Source organism: Amycolatopsis kentuckyensis, assembly GCF_002155975.1.
Taxonomy (GTDB): Bacteria; Actinomycetota; Actinomycetes; order Mycobacteriales; family Pseudonocardiaceae; genus Amycolatopsis; species Amycolatopsis kentuckyensis.
In genome coordinates this window covers 1-20,773 of sequence record NZ_MUMI01000005.1, presented here as the reverse complement: position 1 = coordinate 20,773, position 20,773 = coordinate 1, and the positions used below count along the sequence as shown (strand labels likewise).

Below are 20,773 nucleotides of genomic sequence, written 5' to 3'. Positions count from 1 at the left end.
CCGCTTCGGCGGCACCCCGCTCACGGTGCGGGTCTCTGCGGCTTCCGGACGTAGGGGATCGTCCGGCCTCGGGCGTCGCGCTCGTTCGCGGCGGTCACGAACGCGGGGTAGTCCTCCCGGCGGGCGTGGCGGGTCCGCAGCCGGAACTCCTTGACCGCCTGGGGGTGGAAGGACAACTTCACCACGCCGAACCGCCGCTTGAAGGAACGCACGAGGCCGGCCTGGATCAGGCGGACGACCTCGTCCCGGGGCAGGAGCCGCCGGCGGGTCTGCCAGGAATCCCACAGGGAGCTCAGCAGAGCCGTGGCGAGGAGCGCCGGGCCGAGGAGCTGGACGGCCGTGCCGGCGATGAGGACCACGCCCGCGTCGGACAGCAGGATCAGCGCGAGACCGCTCAGGCAGCCCACGGACGTCGTCACGAGGGCCAAGGCGCCCACGCCGACCGGGAGGAAATCGAAGCGCTGGCTGCCGCGGCGGCGCCCGATCTCGCACATCGCCAAGCTCACGCCCAACGCCCCGAGGTTCAGGACGCCGATTCCCCAGAGCGGCCACAACACTGCCTTCACCACCGACATGACTGCCTCCTCAGGCTCGTCCGCCCAGCATGCGCCGCTCTCGGACACGTCGTCAAGACACATTGTCCGGACAGTGTGTCCGGATTTGCTGTCCCGCTATGATCCGACGGTGCCCTCAGTGACCCGGCCCGCCGGCCGCAAGCGGCAGGACCGCCGAGAAGAGCTGGAGCGACGGCTGTTCGCGGCCACCGAGGAGCTGGTCGGCCAGGGCGACGGCTTCACCGAGCTCAGCGTCGAGCGGCTGGCCTCGGCGGCCGGCATCTCGCGCTCCACGTTCTACGTCCACTTCGAGGACAAGGGCGACCTGGTCCGGCGGCTCGCCACCTCCGTGCTGACCGAGCTCCGCGAGGTCTCGGCCACCTGGTGGGAGACGGCGGACCACGCCGACCCGGCCGGTCTCACCGAGGCGGTCACCGCGGTCGTGGCGGTCTACCGCCGCCGCGCGGCCGCCTTCACCGTCATCTCCGAAACCGCGGCGTACGACCCGGCCGTCGCCGCCGAGGTGCGCACGCTGATGCAGTCGATCATCGACGCCACCCGCGACGCGATCGAACGCGGCCAGGCCGCCGGCGTGATGCGCCCGGTCCGCCCGGCCGAGACCGCCGCCGTCCTGACCTGGATGGTCGAACGCGCGGGCAACCACCTCGTCCGCGGCACCGAAGAGGCCCACGACGAGGACGTCGTCGAGGTCCTGACCGACATCATCCGGACGACCCTCTACGCCTGACTGCCGTGCGATCGTCGGCGCCACGCCGCTTCTTCGTCCTCGCTCCCACCGGCACCACGGTCGCCGGGCTCGGCATCCACCGCAGCGGCACCGGCGCCGGCGGCACCGGCGGATGACCGGTCCACGGCAGTTCACGAGGTCGTCGCCGCGATCTTCAAGGCCTCCTCGAGGGTGAAAGCGCCTTCGAGCCGGTAGGTGACGGCGCCGCGCTGCCAGACCAGCGACCGGGCGGCGAGGCGGGCCGTTTCGGTGCGCCACTGCCCGGCCCGGTCGACGTACATGAGCGCGTGGGGCCGGTCGATCCAGATCGCCGGGGCCCCGGCGACGCTCACCCGCTGTCCTTCGGACATGCCGAGGAACTTCTCGAAGACCGGGCCGAGCTGGCCGTCGAACTCGTCGACCCGGACGGCGACCGCCCCCGCGGCCGCGGCCGGCCGGCCCGGTCCGCTCTGGTAGAGCAGCGAGACGACGCGGGCCGGGTCGTCGGTGAGCCGGATGTCGTCCGGCCCGCCGAGGGCGGCCGGGACCCCGATCGGGAACGCGGTCAGGCGGCGCGCCTCGGCGAGGTCCACCGAACGCTCGCCGGGGAGCAGTCCCTGTCCGCGCACGGTGGGACCGGGCTCGCCGCGCAGCTCGATCCCGGCGAACCGCAGCAGGTCGGTCACGGTCGCGCGCACCGAAGGAGAGAGCGTGACCGCCGCGGCGAACGCCAGCAGGAGTGCCGCGGCGACGGTGGCCCAGCGCGGGATCACCCGTCGCGGCCGGGCGGGCAGCCGGGCCAGGACGGCCTCGCGCACTTCGGGTGCCGGCGGCACGTCGAGGCGGTCGCCGAGCTCGCGCAGGGCGGCGGCGAGACGCGCGTCCTCGGGGTCAGTCACCGACCGCCTCCTTGTCCGGCTCGGCCAGCTGCGCCCGCAGCCGGGCGAACGCGCGGTGCGCCCGCGACTTCACCGAACCCCGCGGGCACCCGAGCACCTCCGCCGTTTCCCCCTCCGTGAGATCGAGGAAGTACCGGCAGATCACGACGGCCCGGTTCTTCTCGGGCAGCGCCCGCACCGCCTCCAGCAACGCGGAGCCGCCGGCACCGGCCAGCGCCTGTGCCGCCGGATCGTCGTCCCGGACCGGCTCCAGGCTCGCGGCACGCAGTTCGGTCGCGGTGCGCCGGCGCCGGGAGCGGACCAGGTTGTGGGTCTCGTTCGCGACGATGCGCAGCAGCCAGGCGCGGAAGGAGGCGCCGCCGCGAAACGACGGCAGCGCGCGGAAAGCCTTCACGAACGCTTCCTGGACGACGTCCTCGGCCTCGTGCCCGGCGCCGAGCAGGTAGGCCGTCCGGTGGGCGAGCGAGGTGTACCGGTCGACCAGCGTCCCGTAGGACGCCGGGTCGCCGTCGCGAATCCGGGTCACCACTTCGTCGTCGTCCGTCGCCGCCCCCTTCCCACCGGTGTTCCACCCTCCTCTACACCGGCCGCGGCCGGGAGGTTCCGCGGAACCGGTGCGGGTTCCGCGGTGTAGTGCGGGCATGAAGCTACGAGCAGTTCCGGTGTTCGCCGCGGTCCTGGTGGCCATGCTGGTGTCGGCGCCCGGCGCCACCGCGGGCAACTGGGCGACCACCTACCTCGACCCGCTGCCGGACACCTTCCGGGCCGGGCAGCCCTACACCGTCGGCTATTGGGTGCTGCAGCACGGTTCCCACCCCAGTTACGGAGAACTGGGGGCGACCGCGCTCGTGTTCACGCCCGCGCAGGGCGATCCCGTCGTGTTCCCCGGGGTCGCCCTGCGCGAGCCCGCGCACTACGCGGCCGCGATCGCCCTGCCCCACGACGGCAGCTGGCGGGTTTCGGCTCGCCAGGGCATCTTCGCCGACTACGAAATCGGCACGCTGACCCTGCCCGGACAGCTGGCGGTCAGCCCGCCACCGGCCCCGATGGCTGCCGGCGAACGGCAGCCGTGGGGCGCGATCCGGCCGCCCGCGATCGCCCTGAACGGCGGCGGCGCGGTGCAGGCTCAGCCGGACGTGCCGACCGCCGTGGCGCCCGCACCGGAACCACGGTCGTCACTGGGCGCGGTGCTGACGGTCGCCGGTCTCGTGGTCGTCGCGGGGGCCGCGCTCCTGGTGGGAGGGCGCCGCCTGCGAAGCCGGCTGCGAAGCGGTGCCCGAGAGCGGTGAACGCCCGTCACCGCTGTGCGGCCGCCACCTCCGCGGGCGTGGGGGCGCCCGCGCGGGCGCCGGGGGAGGACACCGACAGCGCCGCCGCGACGTTCGCCGTCCGGACCGCCCGGTCCAGGGGGTCGCCTGCCGCCAGGCGGGCCGCCAGCACCCCGTTGAACGTGTCGCCGGCTCCGGTCGTGTCGACCACCGTCGCCGGGTGCGGGGCGACGTCGACCGGGGCCTGACCCGGCAGCACGTACCGGACGCCGTCGCCGCCCAGCGTCACCACCACCGGCGCGGCCGTCCGCTCCGCCAGGGTCGCCAGGTCGGGTGCGAGCTCCCCGGCCTCGCCGCGGTTCGGGGTGAGGATCGGCCCATGCCGCAGCAGGCCCGCGACGACCGGGACGACCGGGGCCGGGTTGAGCACGCAGCTCACCCCGGCCCCGGTGGCCTCTTCGACCGCCGCGGCGACGGCCGCCTCCGGGATTTCGGTGCTGACCAGCACGCACCCGCAAGAGGGGAGTGCGGCCCGCAGCGCGGCCCGGACGCGGTCCGGGTCGACGTGGGCGTTCGCGCCCGCGCCGACGGCGATCTGGTTCTCGCCCCGGGCGTCCACGACGATCAGCGCGGCACCGGTCGGGACACCGGCCAGCCGGTCGACGTGCGCAGTGTCCACTCCGGACTCCGCCAGCTCGGCCAGTGCGCCGTCGCCGACGTCGTCGGTGCCGACCGCGCCGATGAGCAGGACGCGGGCGCCGAAGCGGGCGGCCGCCACCGCCGCGTTCGCGCCCTTGCCCCCGCCGTGCCGGACCATCGCCGGCCCGACCACCGTCTCGCCGGCGCGCGGCAGCCGGTCGGCGACGACGACGTGGTCGACGTTCACCGCGCCGACCACGACGACGGACCCGGTCACCACGCCACCCCCGCCCGCAGCAGGACGTTGGCGTACGGCGTCGCGTCCCCGGTGCGGACCACGAACCGGCACTGCCCGAGCCGGGCCTTGAAGTCCTCGTGCGCGATGAGCTGCGGCTCGACGAGTTCGCCGAGCGCCCGGTGGACGTCCGGGTTGGCGGTCACGACGTCCTCGGACGCCCACGCCGCCTCGACCGTCACCTCGGCCAGCAGCGGCCGCAGGACCGTGAAGAAGCCCGGCGTGCCGTAGACGACGCCGAGGTCGATCACCTCGACGCCGCCGGGCACCGGCAGGCCCGAGTCGCTGACGGCGAACAGGTCGGTGTGCCGCAGATCGGCCAGTGCCCTGGTCAGCTGCCCGTTGATCAGGCCCGTGCGTTTCACCCGTCCTCCGCGATCGTTCCGGTGATCAGGCCGACCAGCCGGTCGCCCGTGACGCCGGCGACCGGGCGGCGCGCGACCGCCCGTCCGCGGCGCAGCACCACGACGGTGTCGGCCACCCGCATCACCTGCTCGAGGTCGTGGCTGATGATGAGCACGGTGACGCCGCGGTCGCGCAGCGACAGGATCAGCTTTTCCACCGCCGCGGTCTCGCGCACGCCGAGTGCCGCCGTCGGCTCGTCCATGATCACCAGCGACTTGCCCCAGGTGACCGCGCGGGCGATGGCGATGCTCTGCCGCTGCCCGCCGGACATGCGGCGGACCGTCGTGCGCACCGACGGCACGTTGACGTCGAGCCCGCCGAGGATGTCGCGGCTCTCGCGGATCATCCGGGGCCGGTCGAGCACGCCCAGCAGGGGCACCGGCCGCAGCAGCTCGCGGTTGAGGAACAGGTTCTGCCACACCGCGAGGTCGTCGATCAGGCCGAGGTCCTGGTAGACGGTCTCGATGCCGAGGTCGCGCGCCGCCTGGGGCGAGGACAGCCGGATCGGCTCCCCGCGGAACAGCAGCTGTCCCTCGGTGGGCGGGTGCACGCCGGTGAGGCACCGCACGAGGGTGGACTTGCCGGCGCCGTTGTCCCCGACGATGGCGGTGACTTCGCCCTCGGCGAAGCCCGCCGTCAGCCCGTCCAGCGCTCGCACGGCGTCGAACGTCTTGACGAGGTCACGCGCTTCCAGGAGGTACTTCGTTTCCGCTGTCATGTGCGGCCTCACTTCCGGAACCGGGCGAGCAGCGCCGCGAGCAGCACCACCGCGCCGACGGCGATCGTCTGGAAGTACTGGGAGATCCCGATGATCGTGAAGCCGTTGACCAGGCTGGTCAGCAGCACCGCACCGGTCACCGAGCCGACGACCGACGCCTTCCCGCCGAACAGCGACGACCCGCCGAGCACCACCGCCGCGATCGAGCTCAGCAGGTAGTTCGTCTGCAGCGACGGGTCGGCGCCACCGTTGCGGGCCACCAGCATCACCCCGGCGACCCCGCACAGCAGGCCGGACGCCGCGTAGGCGGCCAGGCGCACCCGCCGCACCGGGATGCCGGAGCCGAGCGCCGCGTCCGAGCCGCCGCCGACGGCGAGCAGGTGCGTGCCGGCCCGGGTGCGGAACAGCGTGAACCACACCAGCACCGCCGCGGCCAGCGCGATCAGCCAGAACCAGCGCACCGGCCCGATCCCGTCCAGCGCGATCGCCTGCAGGAACGGCGAGGACACCGCGACCGTGTTGCCTTCGGTCAGCAGCAGGGTGATCCCGCTGACCACGCTCAGCGAGCCGAGCGTGACGATGAAGTCGGTCATCTTCAGGTAGCCGACGAGGAACCCGTTGACGACGCCGACGACGACGCTGCCGGCGATCGCGACGAGGATCGCCAGTCCCAGCGGGACCCCGGCGGTCGCCGTCGCGCCGAGCAGCGCGGCCGCCCACGGCAGGTTCGCGCCCACCGACAGGTCGATGCCGGCCACCACGACGGCGAACTGCTGGCCCAGCGCCAGCACGGCCAGGATGGACGAGGCGACCAGCAGGTCACCGATGTTGCTCGGGGTCAGGAAGTGCGGTGTCGCGATGAAGAACGCGATCCACACGAGGACCAGCGCGCCGGGCGCGGCGTAGTCGGCCGCGCGGGCGAGGTCGAAGGAACGCGGCCGGGCCGCCGTGGCCGTCATCCGGCGACCAGCGGGGCGAGCGGGTTGTCGAACGGCGCGAACGGCTTCGGGAAGGACGCGATCTGCTGGTCGACGACGGAGCCGTCGATGAACGCGATCGGCGCGACGACCCGCTGCGGGATCTGCTTGCCGGAGTGGGCGGCGATGCAGGCCTGCACCGCGAGCTGGCCCTCGGCGTACGGGTACTGGGTGATCGTGCCGTAGAGGTCGCCGCTCTTGACCGAGGTGAGCGCGTCCTTGATGCCGTCCACCGAGATCACCTTGATCTTGCCGGCCAGCCCGGCGTTCTTGATCGCCTGGACGGCGCCGAGGCCCATGGTGTCGTTCGCGGCGAAGATGCCGGTGATGTCCGGGTGCGCCTTGAGGATCGCCTCGGTCACCTGCAGCGCCTTGTCCTGCTCGTAGTCGGCCGGTGCGCGCTGGACGATGTCGAGCTTGCCGCCGGTCGCCTCGGTGAAGCCCTTCTCGCGGTTGATGCCGTTCTGCTCGCCGGCGATGCCCTGCAGGATGACGACCTTGCCGGTGCCGCCGAGCGCGGTCAGCATCTTCTGGCCGGCCAGGGTGCCCGCCGCGATGTTGTCCGAGCCGATGAACGACGCGTACGACACGCCCGCCGCGCTCGAGGCCGCGGGGTCGATCTGCGAGTCGAGGTTGAGGATCGGGGTCTTCTTGCGCGCGACCGGCACGAGCGGGGTGATCACGTTGCTCGCGTTGACCGGGACGACGCCGAAGCAGTCGTAGCCCTGGCCGGCCAGGGTGGAGATCTTGGCGTTCTCCCCGTCGGCGTCGGTCTCGGACGTGCCCGCCTGCACGTTGACCTCGACGCCGCGCTGCTTGCCCTCGGCCAGCGCGCCGTCGCGCAGCGCGGCCCAGTACGGGTTGGTGAAGTTGCGGGTGACGATGGCGATCCGCGGACCGCTCGCCTGCTTGGCGTCGTCGCCACCGCGGCCACAGGCCGCGGTCATCCCGGTGACCGCGACGGCCGCGACCGTCACCGCGACGATGCGGCGAAGGTTCCAGCTTCCCATGAGCATTCTCCCTGGTCCGAGCGATTCAACTCGTGTTGATTCGTGGGCTGATTTCACGAGTGAGGCACCGTCAACTCGTGTTGATGAGGCATCCTGTGCTCTGGCACACTGCTTGTCAAGACTCGAACCGAGGATCGGAGTTCTTGGATGGCGGTGACGCGGGCGGACGTCGCCCGGCGGGCGGGGACGTCTCCGGCGCTGGTCAGTTACGTGCTCAACGACGGGCCGCGGCGGGTCGCGCCGGAGACGCGCGAGCGGATCCTGGCCGCGATCGAAGAGCTCGGCTACCGGCCGAACACGGTGGCCCGGTCCCTGCGGATGGCCCGCGGCCACGCGATCGGGCTGGTCATCCCGGACAGCGCGAACCCCTACTTCGCGCTGCTCGCCCGGGCGGTCGAGGAGACGGCCCACCGGTTCGGGTACCCGCTGCTCGTCGGCAACGCGGCCGACGACGAGCGGCGCGAGCTCGGTTACCTGCGTGCGTTCATGGACCGGCAGGTCGAGGGCGTCCTGGCGATCCCGTCGACGGCGAGCCCGGCACTGCGCGCGGAGTACGCGAAGATCCCGACCCCGGTGGTGCTGGTCGACCGCTCGTTCGACGACGGCGAGCTGCCCACGGTCGTGGCCGACGCGGCGGACGGCGCCCGCGAGGTCGTCGCGCACCTGATCGGCCACGGCCACACACGCATCGCCTGCCTGAGCGGCCCGGAGGTCTCGACCAGCCGCGACCGCGTGGCGGGCTACGAGCGCGCGCTGGCCGAAGCCGGCCTCACCGGCCTGCCGGTGCTGCGCCGCCCGTTCGGCAGCCGGGCCGGCTACGAGGCGCTCGAGACGCTGCTGTCCGGGCCGCAGCCACCGACGGCGTTGTTCGTCACCAGCGACCTCGCGGCCCTCGGCCTCCTGCGCGCCGCCACCGACCGCGGCTTGCGCGTCCCCGCCGACCTCGCGGTGGCGTCGTTCGACGGGATCGAATACGCGGCCTACACGAGCCCCGGCCTCACCACGGCCGAGCAGCCGATCTTCGAAATGGGCCGCCTGGCCGCGGAACTGCTCGTGGGCGCGCTCGACAGCGAATCGCGACCGAGCGGACTCCGGACCCTGCCCACCCGGCTGGCGATCCGCGGTTCGTGCGGTTGTGCGGATTCGTTCGTGCGGTCGTCGAACACGCTGCTGGAACGAACCCCGGAAACGGGCTGACCCGGTAGCGGAGCCGGCAGGATTGTGCGGCCGGATCGTTCCTCTCCGAAACCGGGGCACGAGGAACGATCCGGCCGCCCCCCTACGGATGCTCGACGGCGGGCGGTCGGGTGTTCATCGCCGTCGAGCCGGGCTTTCTCAGGTGTTGTCGATGTCCCCGCGAGCCGACGCGGAGCAGCCCCTGAGCTCGAGCTGGTAGACGCTGGACAACCCGCCGATCCGTTCGGCGTGGCTGCTCGACGTGCCGACCGTGCCGGACCGGACCACGACACCGTTGGTGACGTCCCGGACCCGCCACGGGCACGGCGACGGCCGCAGGCGGTTGTTGATGCCGATGTCCACGAAATGTCCGCCGGCGTTCGCGGTCACCGCAGCCGTCGTGCAATTGCCGCTGCTGCCGACGAAACAGGTGGAACCGGCGAACAAGGCCGCGGTGGCCCGGGTTTCCGCGCCGGCGGCGGCGACACCGGCCAAGCCGGTGGTCAGGACGATGCCCGCGACCAGCACCCCCGCGCGACCTCCGGCCGAATTCCTCGAAGACATTTCGCTCACCCCTCGAAGTGGTCGAAACCGCCCGGCGTTCGTGCGGGCAGCGGCTTGCCATACCGGTGTACGACGAGCGGCTTGTTCAGTGTCCGGCCCTGGACTCTGGACAACGGTCGCTGAACAATGGCCGCCGGAGGTGGTGGCGGTGCCACGGGGAGAGCGACCGCTGGCGGGCGAGGACGGCGTCGTCCTGCGGTTCGCTCGTGACCTGCGGCTGTTGCGGGAAAAGGCGGGACGCCCCACGTATCGGGAGCTCGGCGCGCGGGCGCACTACTCCGCGGCTGCGTTGTCGGAGGCGGCCGGCGGCCGGAAATTGCCGACGCTGGCCGTGACGATCGCCTATGTCGCCGCCTGCGACGGAGACACCGCTGAATGGACGAACCGGTGGCGGGCGTGCGCGGCCGAATTGGCCGCGGCGAACGCCGAACCGGCCGGCGAGAATGATCGGGGCCGGGCGCCGTATCCGGGCTTGGCCGCGTTCGAGCGGGCGGACGCCGACCGGTTCTTCGGCCGGGACGACCTGGTCGCCGATCTGGTGACGCGGTTGGACCGGCGCAGGTTTCTCGGTGTTTTCGGGCCGTCCGGCTGTGGCAAATCTTCCGTGCTTCGAGCGGGATTGGCCGCGCATGAGCGCGACGGTCCGGTCGTGGTGTTCACCCCCGGAGAACGCCCGTTCGAAGAATGCGCGGTCCGGCTGGCGCCGTTCCTCGGCGAGTCACCGGCAACGCTGCGGGACGAGTTCGCCGAGGATCCTCGCAACTTGCACCTCCGGCTCCGCCAAGCCGCGACGGGGGGCGATTTCGTGCTGGTCGTCGACCAGTTCGAAGAGCTCTTCACCCTGTGCGGCGACGAGCCGCAGCGGGGCCGGTTCATCGACGCGCTGGTGACCGCCGCGACCGACCCGGCCAGCCGGACCCGGGTGGTCATCGGTGTCCGGGCGGACTTCCTCGGGCACTGCGGACGGCACCACCGCCTGGTGTCGGCACTGAGGGACGCGCAGGTACTGGTCGGCCCGATGAGCGTCGACGAGCTGCGGCAAGCGATCACCGGGCCGGCCGAGCGGGCCGGGTACCGGCTGGAAACGGCCCTGGTCGCCCGCTTGGCCGGAGACGCCGCGCGCCAGGCCGGGTTCCTGCCGCTGGTCTCACACGCCCTGTTGCAGACGTGGCTGCGCCGGCAAGGCGCGGTCATGACGGTCGCCGGTTACGAAGCGGCCGGGGGTATCGAGCACGCGCTGGCCCGCAGCGCCGAAGAGACCTATCAGGCTTTCGACCCCGGCCAACGGCACACTGCCCAGCAGATCTTTCTGCGCCTCACCGCGCTGGGCGAGGGAACCGAAGACACCAAACGCCGGACCACCCTGGAGGAACTCGACCTCGGCGACCCCGGCGCCGTCGCGGTGCTGGACACGCTGGCCCGGGCCCGGCTGATCACGCTCGGGGACAACAGCGCGGAGATCGCGCACGAGGCGCTCATCCGCCACTGGCCTCGCTTGCGCACCTGGCTGACCGAGGACCGCGACGGATACCGGATCCACCGGCGGCTCACCGAAGCCGCTTCCGAGTGGGACCGCCACGACCGGGACGCCGGCTTGCTGTATCGCGGAGCACGCCTCGACGCGTGGGAGGGGCGCTCGATCGGCCTGCTCAACGACACCGAGCGCACCTTCCTGACCGCCAGCCGCGACGCTGCGGAACGGGAACGCCGGGCTCGGCGGCGCCGGATCCGGTTCACGGTCGGTGGGTTGAGTTCGGCCGTCGTCATCGTGACCGTCCTCGCGGTGGTCGCGCTGGTCATGGCGGCCCGAGCCGACGACCAGCGGAAACTGGCGCAGGGACGGCAACTGATCGCCGACGCCCGTGCGCAACTCCAGGTCGATCCCGAGCTCGGCTTGCTGCTGGCCCGCGAGGCGTACCGGACCGCGCCGTCCGAGGAGGCGGAGGCCGTCCTCCGGCAGGCCACCGTCGACTCGCACATCCGGACCACGCTGGCAGGAAGCGGCGCCGAGGTCGATCCTCAGCAAAGCCGTTCGTTCGGAGGCGCGGTCTTCACCCCGGACGGGAAGTACGTCGTCGCGAGTGAGGGCGGTGTTGCCGACGGCACGCTCCAGGTGCGGACCTGGGACCCCGAACACGGCATGGGGGCCATCACGCGGACACTGCGCACCGCTTCACCGCTGATCAGGCCGGTGTTCAGCGCGGATGGCCGCCGGCTCGCGGCATTCGGCGAGGAAGGTGTGTGGGTCTGGGAGTGGGAGAAGGTCCTGGCCGGCCAGGCACAACCGGTGGCGAGGCACCCCGTCGAGGGCCTGACTTGGCGGGTCAGGGTCGCGCTCAGTTCGGACGGTCGACGGGTGGCCGTAGGTGGTGGCGACGGTGCCGTCCGCGTCTGGAACGCGATCGGCGACGACCAGCCGGCCGTGCTCCGCGGGGACTCCGGACGAGTTTTGGGTGTGGCGTTCAGCCGGGACGGGAAGTGGCTGGCCGGCGGGGGAGAGGACGGCACGGTCCGGCTCTGGAACCTCGCCGACGGCGGCAGTTCGGTGGCATTACGTGGTCACGAGGGCTCGGCGGAGGCGGTGGCGTTCAGCCCGGACGGCCGCCACCTGGCGTCGGCGGGCGTCGACGGCACGATCCGGGTGTGGGACCTGGCCCATCCGCCGGAGGCGGTGGTGCTCGGCCGGCATGACGGCGGCATCCTCGACGTGGCCTACAGCGCCGACGGGTCCTCGATCGCCAGCGCCGGCGACGACAGCACGGTGGAGATCTGGAACACCGGCCGCGCCGTCGGCCCGACGGTGCTGCGGGGGCACCGCGGCGTCGTCTGGTCTGTCGCGTTCAGTCCCGACGGAAGGTCCGTCGCCAGCGTGGCGTTCGACGGGTCAGTGAAGACGTGGGCCGTCGACCCCGTCGAGGATCTGGTGGTCTTTCGCGGCCATCAAGGACAGCCCGCCACCCCGGCGCGAAGTCCGTATGAGCGTCCGGAGGTCAAAAGCCCGGTGGTCGGCGTCGCCGCCAGCGCGGACGGGCGACTGGTGGTCAGCGGCGGCCAGGACGGAACCGTTCGCATCTGGCAGGTCTCCGGCGGCCGGACACCGATGTTCTTGGCCGGCAACGGCAAACCCGTGGTCCACGTCGCCGTCAGCCCCAGCGGGAAACAGGTGGCCGCGGTGTACGAGGGCGGCGCCGTCGACATCTGGAAGACCGGCAACCCGGCCGCGCCGACTCGCCTGCAGGAGCCTTACCCCGGTAACCCGGCGCTGGAAGTGAGCTTCAGGGCGGACGGCAACCGACTCGTCGGCTTCACCGCGGACGGCATGCCGTACATCTGGAGCACACCCGAAGACTCGGTGGCCGAGCCGGTTCCGGAACCATTTCCCGGTGGTGCGCTGACCGGGGCGTCGGTGAGCGTCGGATGGAGTCCTGACGGACGCCACATCGCCGCGACCGTCCAGGGCGCCATCCTGGTCTGGGACCTCGACGTCCGCCGCGGCCTCACCGAGTTGCCCGGCGACGCCCGCCGGATCCGGACGCTGGCCTTCAGCGCCGACGGAGCCCACGTGGCGGGCGGGACCGACGACGGCACCGTCCGCCTCTGGAACATCGCCGATCCAGCCCACCCCACCGGCCCGGTCACGTTGCGCGGCCGCCACGAGGGTGCGGTCCGCGGCATGACCTTCAGCCAGGACAGTCGCCGGCTGATCACCGTCGGAACGGACGCCACCGTGCGAATCTGGAACACCACCGGGACCAGTGAGCCACTGGTGTTCAACGCGTTTCGCGCCGCCGCTTCGGGGATCGCTTCCCTCGCCGATGGCCGATACGTCACGGCCCACGACGACGGTGCGATCCGGGTCTGGCGGTGCCTCGCGTGCGGTCCCGTCCCGGACCTCCTCGCGGAGGCGAACCGCCACGTCACCCGAGAACTGACCGCCGAAGAACGCCGGACGTATCTGCCCGCGAGCCGTTGATCGGTGGCGCGCTCATCCCCCGTCGGGGTCGTACCCGTAACCGGACCGCGGGCAGTGGCGACGTTGATGCCACTCACGTCCCGAGGAGGTCCGATGAAACCGTTCTTTTGTCACGCGAATCGTCCGATCGGCGTTGTCCGCAAGGTGGCCGTTGCCGCCGGATTGGCGGTCGTCGCCGCGGTGGTGAATTCCGCGCCGGCCCAGGCGGCTCCCGGCCGCACCAGTCGCGGCGACGCCGAAGCCGTCCTGCACGCGAGTGGTACCGGCGGGGCCGCCATCCGGAACCACCGCACGGTCAGCGGTGGTTCTCCGGCCGACATCGACGGGCGGGTGGCCATCCGCGTGCTGCCGCTGGTCGACGGCCGGCACTTCTGCCAGGACGACTGGCACGTCATCCTGGTCGCGGAAATCAGCGGCGGGGACAAGTCGTTCACCATGCAGGAAGCCAAGGCGGAATTGAACTCCGTGCGGCTGGAGTTCTTTCTCGACGGCTCCCCGCTCGCCACCGAGCGCACGTCGGTCAAGCGGTTCCTGAACCCGGGCTTGTTCGACTTGGAGGAGGCGTACCTTTTCCAGCAGGGCGCGATCATGGCGCCCGATGACCTGACGGTCGGCGCGCATTCGCTGCGGGTGGTGGAAACCACTCCGGCCGGCAGCGGGGAGAACGACATCACCGTCTGGATCGACGCCACGGGGACCGGCACCTGCCGGTGACCCCGGTGGGCTGGTGGGTTCTCCGCCCCCCAGGAACGGAGAACCCGCCGGGACGTCCCGCCGGCGCTGCTGCCGACGGCGAACGCCACGCCGCGGCCACCACGCGGGCCGCCGGAGTGGTCGCGAGAACCGCCCCGGCCCGGGTGAATGACCTTTTCCCGGCATCTCCTCCGGTGACAGCGGCGAAATCACCACGCACCGGATTCGTTCGCACCTGACTCCCTTCCCGGAAGCGACTGCCGCGGAAGCCACCCTGCACGGCCGTGCGTGTGAACCTCTTGCCAGACTTCTGCATGTGCCTGGTCACCGCGCGGTTGCCGAGGGAATGCCGATCCGGATCGCCTTGCTCGGCGAGGTGACCGCACTCGCCGGCACGCGGCCGGTGGACCTCGGGACCCCACGGCAGCGGTGTGTGCTGGCGGCGCTGGCGGTGGACGTCGGACAACTGGTGCCGGCGGACCGGCTGGTGGGCCGGGTCTGGGGCGCCGACACCCCTCGGCGGGGCCGGGCGACCCTGCACAGCCACATCTCCCGCCTGCGCGGGGCGTTCGCCGGCACCGTGACCATCGCGCGCCGCTCCGACGGCTACGTCCTGGAGATCGACCAGGAGGAGCCCGCGGTCGACCTGGTCCGCTTCCGCGCCCTGCGGGACCAGGCCGGGAGCGCCGGGGACGACGCTCGCACCGTGGCGCTGCTGACCGAGGCGGTGGCGCTGTGGCGCGGTGCACCGCTGACCGGCCTGAGCGGGGATTGGGTGGAGGCCGAGCGTGACCGGTGGCAGCAGGAACTCCTGGCCGCGGAACTGGATCTGGTCGACGCCCGGCTGCGTACCGGGCAGGGGGAGGAGCTGGTGGCCCGCCTGCTGGCCCGGGCGGCGCGGCATCCGCTCGACGAGCGGGTGGCCGGCCAGTACATGCTGGCGTTGCACCGCGCCGGGCGTTCGGCGGACGCCCTGGACCACTTCCGGCGGCTGCGGAACCGCCTGAACGAGGAGCTGGGCACCGACCCCCGGGGCGAGCTGCAGGAACTGCACCGCCGGATCCTGGCCGCCGACCCCGGCCTGATCGCGGCACCCAGGCCCGGGAGAGCCGTGACGCCGGTGCCGCCCCGGCAGCTGCCGGCCGCGCCCGCGCTGTTCGTCGGCCGCCAGGACGAGCTGGACCGGCTCGACGCCCTCCTCGCGCCCGGCGGCCCCGCCGAGGGAGTGGCGCCCATTTCCGCGATCAGCGGAGCCGGGGGCATCGGCAAGACCTGGCTGGCCCTGCGCTGGGCGCACCGGAACCGCGACCGGTTCCCCGACGGGCAGTTGTTCGTCGACCTGCACGGTTTCAGCCCCGCCGGGCCACCGGCCCGCCCGGTCGACGTGCTCGGCGGGTTCCTGGAGGCCTTGGGCGTCGGCCGGGACCAGCAGCCCGCGGACGTCGAGCGCCGCGCCGCCCTGTACCGGACGCTGGTCGCCGACCGGCGCCTGCTGGTGGTGCTCGACAACGCCGCCACGACCGAGCAGGTCGCCGCGCTGCTGCCCGGCGGCCCCCGCTGCACCGTGCTCGTCACCGGCCGCACTCGGCTGCGGGGGCTCGTCGCCCGCCACGGCGCCCGTCCGGTGCCCCTCGACGTGCTCCCCGACGCCGAAGCGCGCACCCTGCTCGCCACCGCCCTCGGCCCCGGCCGCGCGAGCCCGGCCGCGCCGGCACTGGCGGAACTGGCCGAGCTGTGCGGCGGGCTTCCCCTGGCGCTGGCGCTGATCGCCGCCCGCGCGACCGCCGACCCGCGCCTGCCCCTCGGCGACGTCGTCGCCGAACTCCGGGCCCTCGGTCTGGAGGTCCTCGACTCCGAAGACCCCACGGCGAGCCTGCCCACCGTCCTGTCCTGGTCGCTGCGGCACCTCACCGAACCGCACCGCACCGCGTTCGCCCTGCTGGGCCTCGCGCCCGGTCCCGACACCGGCCTGCCCGCCGCCGCCCGTCTCACCGGCCTGGCCGAGCGGGAGGCGCACGCGACGCTGCGGGCGCTGGCCGACGCGTCACTCCTGGAGCGCACGCCCGGCAACCGGTACGGCATGCACGACCTGGTGCGCGCCTACGCGGCCACCGTCGCCGCCGACCTGCCGGCCGAGGTGCGGGAAGCGGCGTTGCGCCGGGTCCTGGACTTCTACGCTCGCACGGCGCACGCCGCCGACCGGCTGCTGAACCCCCACCGCGACCCCGTTCCCCTCGATCTGCCCGGCGCCCTCGCCCATCCGCTCCCCGACGCGGCGGCGGCCCTGGCGTGGTGCGACGCCGAGCACGCCTGTCTGCTGGCCGCGCAGCACACGGCGGCCGGCCACCACTGGCACGCGACGGTCTGGCACCTGGCCTGGGGCCTGCACACGTTCCACTACCGGCGCGGCCACCGCCACGCCCACCTCGCCGTGTGGCAGGCCGCCGCCGGCGCCGCGCGCCACCTGCCCGGCCCGGACCTCGTCATCGCCACCCACCAAGCCCTCGGCCTGACCCACGGCCACCTGGACCACCACGAGGACGCCCTGCACCACCTGCACCAGGCCCTCACCGTCGCCGAGGAACACCACGCCGCCGGCCACCAGGCCCACACCCACCGGCTGCTGGCGCGCGCGTGGAGCCAGCAAGGCGACGACGGGAAGGCCCTGGACCACGCACGCTGCGCCCTGGACCTCTACCGCGGCCTCGACCAGCCGGTCGGCGAAGCCGACGCGCTCAACTCGGTGGGCTGGCGCGCAGCACGCCTGGGCGACTACGAAACCGCCCGCGAACACTGCCAGGCCGCCCTGGCCCTGCACCGGCGCCTGCAGGACCCCACCGGCGAAGCGGCCACCGAGGACAGCCTGGGCTACATCGACCACCACAGTGGCCACCACGAGCGCGCCATCGCCCACTACCAGCGGGCCATCACCCTGCTGCGCGACCTCGGCAACACGTACGAAACTCCGGGCGTGCTCGAATCCTGCGGCGATCCGCACCTCGCCCTCGGCGACGTCCACCGGGCCCGGACGATCTGGCGGGAAGCCCTGCGGCTGTTCCGGGAACAAGGCCGCCACGACGACGTCCGCCGCGTGCAACGCCGCCTCGACGACCTCTGATCACCCCATTCCGGGAATTGCCCGGCCCGCTTTCCGGAGGCGGTCCGAGCCCTCTTCCCCCTGCCGGTTACGCTGCCGCGGCCGAGCACGCGAACCGATGGGGGACAAGGCATGGACACCACTTCCGGCACGGGCAGAGTGCGCGTTCACGAACCCATTCCGAATGTGCCGTCCGGGGCCGAACCGCTGTTTGCCGGGTTTGTCCAGAAATTGACCGGGCTGACCATTGTCCGCATGGGGCTCAGCGGTGCGCTCGTCATGCTGGGGCTGCTGCTCGTGCTCACCGAAGGGTGGGGGAGCACGCTGCCCTACATCTACTTCGGCACCTTCGGCGGCATGCTGGCGATGTGGACCTGGGTCCTGATCCTCTACCGGCGCGTCCAGCGGCTCTTCGGGGAGCCGTACCACCGGCTCGACGTCGCCGCGGACGGGTTGCGCACGAGGGGTTCGCGGGTATCGGTGCGGCTGCCGGACGGGCGGTGGCTGCGGACCCGGCTCACCGACGGGCCGCGGGCGCAGCTGGCCGGTGAGCGACGGCTGTGGGTGCTCGGCACGGGCCGGCGGGTCTTCGTCCGCGTGCCGGGCGCGATGTGGTTGCGGGCCGGGCGGATCGAGGACGCACCCGTTCCCGGGGCGGTGGTCGCGGAGCTCGTTTCGCGCCACCCGACGCCGCCGTCGCGTGATCCGGTGCTCGCCGCGCACCGGGCGTTCCAGGTCCGCCGGGCGGCCGTCACCGGGGTGACGTTCATGGCGCTGGGCGCGGCGGGGATCGCGGTGGCGTCGTCGGCGGAGCCCGACCCCGGTGGCGTCGCGGACGCGGCCGCGGTGGGCGGCATCGCCGGCGGCAGCGCGGTTTTCCTGCTGCTGGGGCTGTTGACGGCCGTCGGCAGCCTGCGGATGCGCCGTCCGATCACCGGGGACAGCTGGGTGGAACTGCGGGTCGCGCTCGACACACCGTTCGTCCCCCGGGCGCGCACCGCGGTCCGGCTGACGGGCTGGGCGTTGTACCCGGACGGGCGGCAGACGCGGTTCCGGCTCGTCGCCGACATTTCACTGGCGGCGAACGTCGCGGTGACCGGCCAGCTGTGGTTGCTGGGCTACCCGCCGCCGGGCAAACCGGCCAAAGCCGGTCTGCCCGGCCACCCCTGCCTGGGCAGCTTCCGCCCGGCCTGAGCCGGGCGCGACTACCGCAACAGCTCGCGGAAGGCGGGCCGGCTCGCTCAGTAGGGATTGCCCGGCACGTTGAGGCGCGTCTGGTAGAGGCCGAACCCGCCCGAAACACCGGAGGTGAGGTACAGGGTCCGCCCGTCCGGTCCGCCGAACGCCGCGTTGGTGGTGTTGCGGCCCGCCGAGATGGTGCCGAGGTGGGCACCCGACGGGGCGAAGACGTGCACGAGCCCTTCGTCGTAGGAGGCCCAGTACAGGTTGCCCGCGCAGTCGATGGTCGCGCCGTCGGGGGTCTTCATGGTCGCGAACGTCGTGCGGTTGCCGGTGCTGCCGTCGGGGAAGACGGTGTACTTCATGATCGCGTTGGCGCCGGTGGCCCCCACGTAGAGCGTCGTGCCGTCGGGGGACAGCACGACGCCGTTCGGCTGCGGCAGCGTGTCGTCGACGAGGCTGACCACGCCGTCGCGGACGCGGAAGACGCTGGTCCGGCCGCCTTGCTCGTCGGCGCGGTTGCCGCGCTGGTAGTTCGGGTCGGTGAAGTAGGTGGTGCCGTCCCGGCCGGTGGTGAGGTCGTTCGGCGAGTTGAACGCGTGGCCGGGGGAGCCGGCCGCGACCGTCGTCCGGCTGCGGTCGGTCAGGCTGTAGGAGGAAACGGTGCGGTTGTCGTGGGTCGCGGCGAGCACCCGCGTCCCGTCGGCGGTGATCGCCAGGCCGTTGCTGCCGGAGTTGGCGATGAACGTCTCGAAGGTGGCGGGCGGTGTGTACCGGAGCACGGCCGACGGCTGCACGCCCTGGGGGCCGGTGGGATTCTGCATGTTCGACAGCAGCAGGGTGCCCGTTCGCCGGTCCCAGGTGGGCCCTTCGAGGAAGTTGAACCCGCTCCGGATGAGCCGGGCCGCCACCGCCTGGCTCGGCAACGGCGAGCCGTAGGTCGCTCCCGGGGTGCACGGTGCGGCCGTGGTGGTGCCGGACGCCGCCGGTGTCACCACGCCCGCGATGACGGTGGCCGTCGCCGCCACCGTCCACATGCGACGGCGGCGGGGTGTCTTGCGGTGAGCCATCACGGCTCTCCTTTCGCGCTGGGACCGGCCGCGGGCCGGGTCACCGTCCGAGCTCGACCTTGAGGATGCTTTCGTTGCTGTTGTTCGCGATGCTGTCCTTGTCGCCGTAGTTGCTGGTGGTCAGCCACAAGCCGCCGTCCGCGGACGGTTCCACGGTGCGCAGCCGCCCGTACGTGCCGGTGAGGTACTGCTGGACGTCGGTGAGGCTGTCGCCGGAGATCTCGGCCCGGTACAGCCGGGTCCCGCGCAGGCAGGCGATGTAGAGGGCGCCGCGGACCACGGCGATGCCGCTGCACGAACCCTCGGCGACGGGGTAGGTGCGCTTGGGCGCGACGAACCCGGCTTCGGCGCAGCTGCCCGTGGTGCCTTCGCAGCGGGGCCACCCGTAGTTGCCGCCGCGGACGATCAAGTTGGTCTCGTCCATGACGTTGTTGCCGAATTCCTGTTCCCACAGCCGGCCTTGGGCGTCGAAGGCCAGGCCCTGGGGGTTGCGGTGGCCGTAGCTCCACACCGGAGTGCCGAACGGATTGTCCGAGGGGATGGTGCCGTCGCGGTTGATGCGCAGGACCTTGCCGGCGAGGTTGGCGCGGTCCTGGGCCCAGTCGCCGTTCTGGCCGTCGCCGGTCGCGATGTAGAGCTTGCCGTCGGGCCCGAACCGCAGCCGGCCGCCGTTGTGGTACTTGTTGCGCGGGATGCCGGTGAGCAGCACCTGCGGGGTACCGGTGAGGACCCCGCCGGTGTAACGGATGCGCACCACCCGGTTGTCGGTCGAGCTGGTGTGCATGACGTACAGCCACGGGTCGGCCGCGAAGTCGGCGGCCACCGCGAGCCCGAGCACGCCGCCCTCACCGTCGGTCCCCGCGACGTTCGGCATCTTCCCGGCCACGGTCTTCGTGCCGGTGGCGGGGTCGAGGCGGACGATTTCGAACGCGTCGCGGCGGCCGTAGAGCACCTGCCCGTCGGGCAGGGTGGTCAGCCCCCACGGCAGGTCCGTTTCGGTGGCGACCCTGGTGACCGAGCACACCGCCGTGGCGCAGGAGGCGCCCGTGGTGACCGCGACCGCCGTGCTCGGGGCCGACCGGTTGGCCTGGGCGTCGCGCGCCCGCACCTGGTACTGGTAGCGGGTGTTCGCGGCCAGGCCGCTGTCGGTGAAGGTGGTCGTGGCCGCGCCGCTGGTGGAGCCGGCCACGGTGCCGTCGCGGAGCACCTCGTAGCCCGTGACGCCGACGTTGTCGGTGGCCGGCGACCAGCGCACGGTGACCGTGGTGCCCGACGCCGTCGCCGTCACGCCGGTGGGGGTGCTGGGCGGCTCGGTGTCGGCCTGGCACTGCGGCACGGTGACGGTGACCGTGGGGCTGGCTTGGGAGACGTTGCCCGCGGCGTCGCGGGCGTTGACGTACAGGCCCCAGGTGGCCCCCGGGACGACGGTCAGCTCGGCCGACAGCGCCGTGCCCGGCACCGACGTCATGAGCTGCCCGTCGTGGTAGATGTCGTAGAAGGCCACCCCGACGTCATCGGACGCCGCCGAC

18 protein-coding genes are annotated in these 20,773 nt (G+C 72.8%); 7 read left to right on the top strand and 11 right to left on the bottom strand.

The annotated features are described in order from the left end of the window. Positions 1-20: 20 nt before the first annotated feature. Entirely contained in the window at positions 21-575 is a 555-nt protein-coding gene (locus CCN39_RS49990; protein ID WP_158104467.1) for a hypothetical protein, read from the bottom strand. A gap of 109 nt (positions 576-684) precedes the next feature. Here CCN39_RS49990 and CCN39_RS49985 point away from each other — a divergent pair, with 109 nt between their 5' ends. Beyond that, a complete protein-coding gene (locus tag CCN39_RS49985) occupies positions 685-1,302 on the top strand; it encodes a TetR/AcrR family transcriptional regulator (RefSeq protein ID WP_158104466.1) in 618 nt (205 codons plus the stop codon). 131 nt (positions 1,303-1,433) lie between these two features. Here the strand turns inward: CCN39_RS49985 and CCN39_RS00550 are convergent, their stop codons facing one another. Both CCN39_RS00550 and CCN39_RS00545 read right to left on the bottom strand, forming a co-directional pair. Next, entirely contained in the window at positions 1,434-2,180 is a 747-nt protein-coding gene (locus CCN39_RS00550) for a hypothetical protein (RefSeq protein WP_086837835.1), read from the bottom strand. Further along, positions 2,173-2,706: an RNA polymerase sigma factor gene (locus CCN39_RS00545; RefSeq protein ID WP_208630085.1), complete on the bottom strand. Its 534-nt coding sequence runs from the start codon at positions 2,704-2,706 to the stop codon at positions 2,173-2,175. Before CCN39_RS00545 ends, CCN39_RS00550 begins: the two co-directional genes overlap by 8 nt. Before the next feature lie 115 nt (positions 2,707-2,821). Between CCN39_RS00545 and CCN39_RS00540 the strand changes: the two genes are divergently transcribed. Continuing rightward, entirely contained in the window at positions 2,822-3,469 is a 648-nt protein-coding gene (locus CCN39_RS00540) for a hypothetical protein (protein WP_143263865.1), read from the top strand. A 7-nt stretch (positions 3,470-3,476) separates the two neighbouring features. Here CCN39_RS00540 and CCN39_RS00535 read toward each other — a convergent pair whose 3' ends face one another. Genes CCN39_RS00535 through CCN39_RS00515 form a run of 5 tightly spaced genes read right to left on the bottom strand, consistent with a single transcriptional unit; the run spans position 3,477 to position 7,492 of the window. Beyond that, positions 3,477-4,364, bottom strand: coding sequence for a PfkB family carbohydrate kinase (locus CCN39_RS00535; protein WP_086837832.1), 888 nt, complete (start codon positions 4,362-4,364; stop codon positions 3,477-3,479). Then, on the bottom strand, positions 4,361-4,747 hold the full coding sequence (rbsD, locus tag CCN39_RS00530) for a D-ribose pyranase (RefSeq protein WP_086837831.1): 387 nt from the start codon (positions 4,745-4,747) through the stop codon (positions 4,361-4,363). Before rbsD ends, CCN39_RS00535 begins: the two co-directional genes overlap by 4 nt. Next, the gene (locus CCN39_RS00525) at positions 4,744-5,505 is read right to left on the bottom strand and encodes an ATP-binding cassette domain-containing protein (protein ID WP_086837830.1); all 762 of its coding nucleotides are present in this window, start codon (positions 5,503-5,505) and stop codon (positions 4,744-4,746) included. The genes rbsD and CCN39_RS00525 overlap by 4 nt, the downstream gene beginning before the upstream one ends. An 8-nt stretch (positions 5,506-5,513) precedes the next feature. Continuing rightward, positions 5,514-6,464: an ABC transporter permease gene (locus CCN39_RS00520; protein ID WP_086837829.1), complete on the bottom strand. Its 951-nt coding sequence runs from the start codon at positions 6,462-6,464 to the stop codon at positions 5,514-5,516. Beyond that, a complete protein-coding gene (locus tag CCN39_RS00515; protein WP_086837828.1) occupies positions 6,461-7,492 on the bottom strand; it encodes a sugar ABC transporter substrate-binding protein in 1,032 nt (343 codons plus the stop codon). The genes CCN39_RS00520 and CCN39_RS00515 overlap by 4 nt, the downstream gene beginning before the upstream one ends. A gap of 147 nt (positions 7,493-7,639) precedes the next feature. Between CCN39_RS00515 and CCN39_RS00510 the strand changes: the two genes are divergently transcribed. After that, complete coding sequence (locus tag CCN39_RS00510) at positions 7,640-8,689, top strand: LacI family DNA-binding transcriptional regulator (RefSeq protein WP_086837827.1); 1,050 nt, start codon at positions 7,640-7,642, stop codon at positions 8,687-8,689. A 138-nt stretch (positions 8,690-8,827) separates the two neighbouring features. Here the strand turns inward: CCN39_RS00510 and CCN39_RS00505 are convergent, their stop codons facing one another. Continuing rightward, positions 8,828-9,232 (bottom strand): hypothetical protein, encoded by a 405-nt coding sequence (locus CCN39_RS00505; protein ID WP_167454935.1) that lies wholly within the window; start codon positions 9,230-9,232, stop codon positions 8,828-8,830. A 148-nt stretch (positions 9,233-9,380) separates the two neighbouring features. On the opposite strand from CCN39_RS00505, the gene CCN39_RS00500 reads away from it, so the two are divergent. The 4 genes from CCN39_RS00500 to CCN39_RS00485 all read left to right on the top strand — a co-directional run bounded on the left by CCN39_RS00500 (position 9,381) and on the right by CCN39_RS00485 (position 18,189). After that, positions 9,381-13,205: an nSTAND1 domain-containing NTPase gene (locus CCN39_RS00500; RefSeq protein ID WP_244210553.1), complete on the top strand. Its 3,825-nt coding sequence runs from the start codon at positions 9,381-9,383 to the stop codon at positions 13,203-13,205. Positions 13,206-13,298: 93 nt separating this feature from the next. Continuing rightward, the gene (locus CCN39_RS00495; RefSeq protein WP_086837824.1) at positions 13,299-13,919 is read left to right on the top strand and encodes a hypothetical protein; all 621 of its coding nucleotides are present in this window, start codon (positions 13,299-13,301) and stop codon (positions 13,917-13,919) included. Positions 13,920-14,244: 325 nt separating this feature from the next. Continuing rightward, on the top strand, positions 14,245-17,016 hold the full coding sequence (locus CCN39_RS00490; protein WP_086837823.1) for an AfsR/SARP family transcriptional regulator: 2,772 nt from the start codon (positions 14,245-14,247) through the stop codon (positions 17,014-17,016). A gap of 234 nt (positions 17,017-17,250) precedes the next feature. Next, positions 17,251-18,189 carry a hypothetical protein gene (locus CCN39_RS00485; protein WP_244210552.1) on the top strand — a complete coding sequence of 313 codons (939 nt, stop codon included), beginning with the start codon at positions 17,251-17,253 and terminating at the stop codon, positions 18,187-18,189. Positions 18,190-18,236: 47 nt separating this feature from the next. Here the strand turns inward: CCN39_RS00485 and CCN39_RS00480 are convergent, their stop codons facing one another. Both CCN39_RS00480 and CCN39_RS00475 read right to left on the bottom strand, forming a co-directional pair. Then, the gene (locus tag CCN39_RS00480) at positions 18,237-19,244 is read right to left on the bottom strand and encodes an SMP-30/gluconolactonase/LRE family protein (protein ID WP_086837822.1); all 1,008 of its coding nucleotides are present in this window, start codon (positions 19,242-19,244) and stop codon (positions 18,237-18,239) included. Between the two features lie 40 nt (positions 19,245-19,284). Continuing rightward, on the bottom strand, positions 19,285-20,773 hold a 1,489-nt coding region (locus CCN39_RS00475), incomplete at its 5' end, for a PQQ-dependent sugar dehydrogenase (protein WP_086837821.1).

Bases quoted from the DNA above. Each gene is read 5' to 3' on its own strand.
- CCN39_RS49990 (WP_158104467.1), bottom strand. From the start codon at position 575: ATGTCGGTGGTGAAGGCAGTGTTGTGGCCGCTCTGGGGAATCGGCGTC.
- CCN39_RS00540 (WP_143263865.1), top strand. From the start codon at position 2,822: ATGAAGCTACGAGCAGTTCCGGTGTTCGCCGCGGTCCTGGTGGCCATG.
- CCN39_RS00525 (WP_086837830.1), bottom strand. From the start codon at position 5,505: ATGACAGCGGAAACGAAGTACCTCCTGGAAGCGCGTGACCTCGTCAAG.
- CCN39_RS00520 (WP_086837829.1), bottom strand. From the start codon at position 6,464: ATGACGGCCACGGCGGCCCGGCCGCGTTCCTTCGACCTCGCCCGCGCG.
- CCN39_RS00515 (WP_086837828.1), bottom strand. From the start codon at position 7,492: ATGGGAAGCTGGAACCTTCGCCGCATCGTCGCGGTGACGGTCGCGGCC.
- CCN39_RS00510 (WP_086837827.1), top strand. From the start codon at position 7,640: ATGGCGGTGACGCGGGCGGACGTCGCCCGGCGGGCGGGGACGTCTCCG.
- CCN39_RS00505 (WP_167454935.1), bottom strand. From the start codon at position 9,232: ATGTCTTCGAGGAATTCGGCCGGAGGTCGCGCGGGGGTGCTGGTCGCG.
- CCN39_RS00495 (WP_086837824.1), top strand. From the start codon at position 13,299: ATGAAACCGTTCTTTTGTCACGCGAATCGTCCGATCGGCGTTGTCCGC.
- CCN39_RS00490 (WP_086837823.1), top strand. From the start codon at position 14,245: ATGCCGATCCGGATCGCCTTGCTCGGCGAGGTGACCGCACTCGCCGGC.
- CCN39_RS00485 (WP_244210552.1), top strand. From the start codon at position 17,251: ATGGGGCTCAGCGGTGCGCTCGTCATGCTGGGGCTGCTGCTCGTGCTC.
- CCN39_RS00480 (WP_086837822.1), bottom strand. From the start codon at position 19,244: ATGGCTCACCGCAAGACACCCCGCCGCCGTCGCATGTGGACGGTGGCG.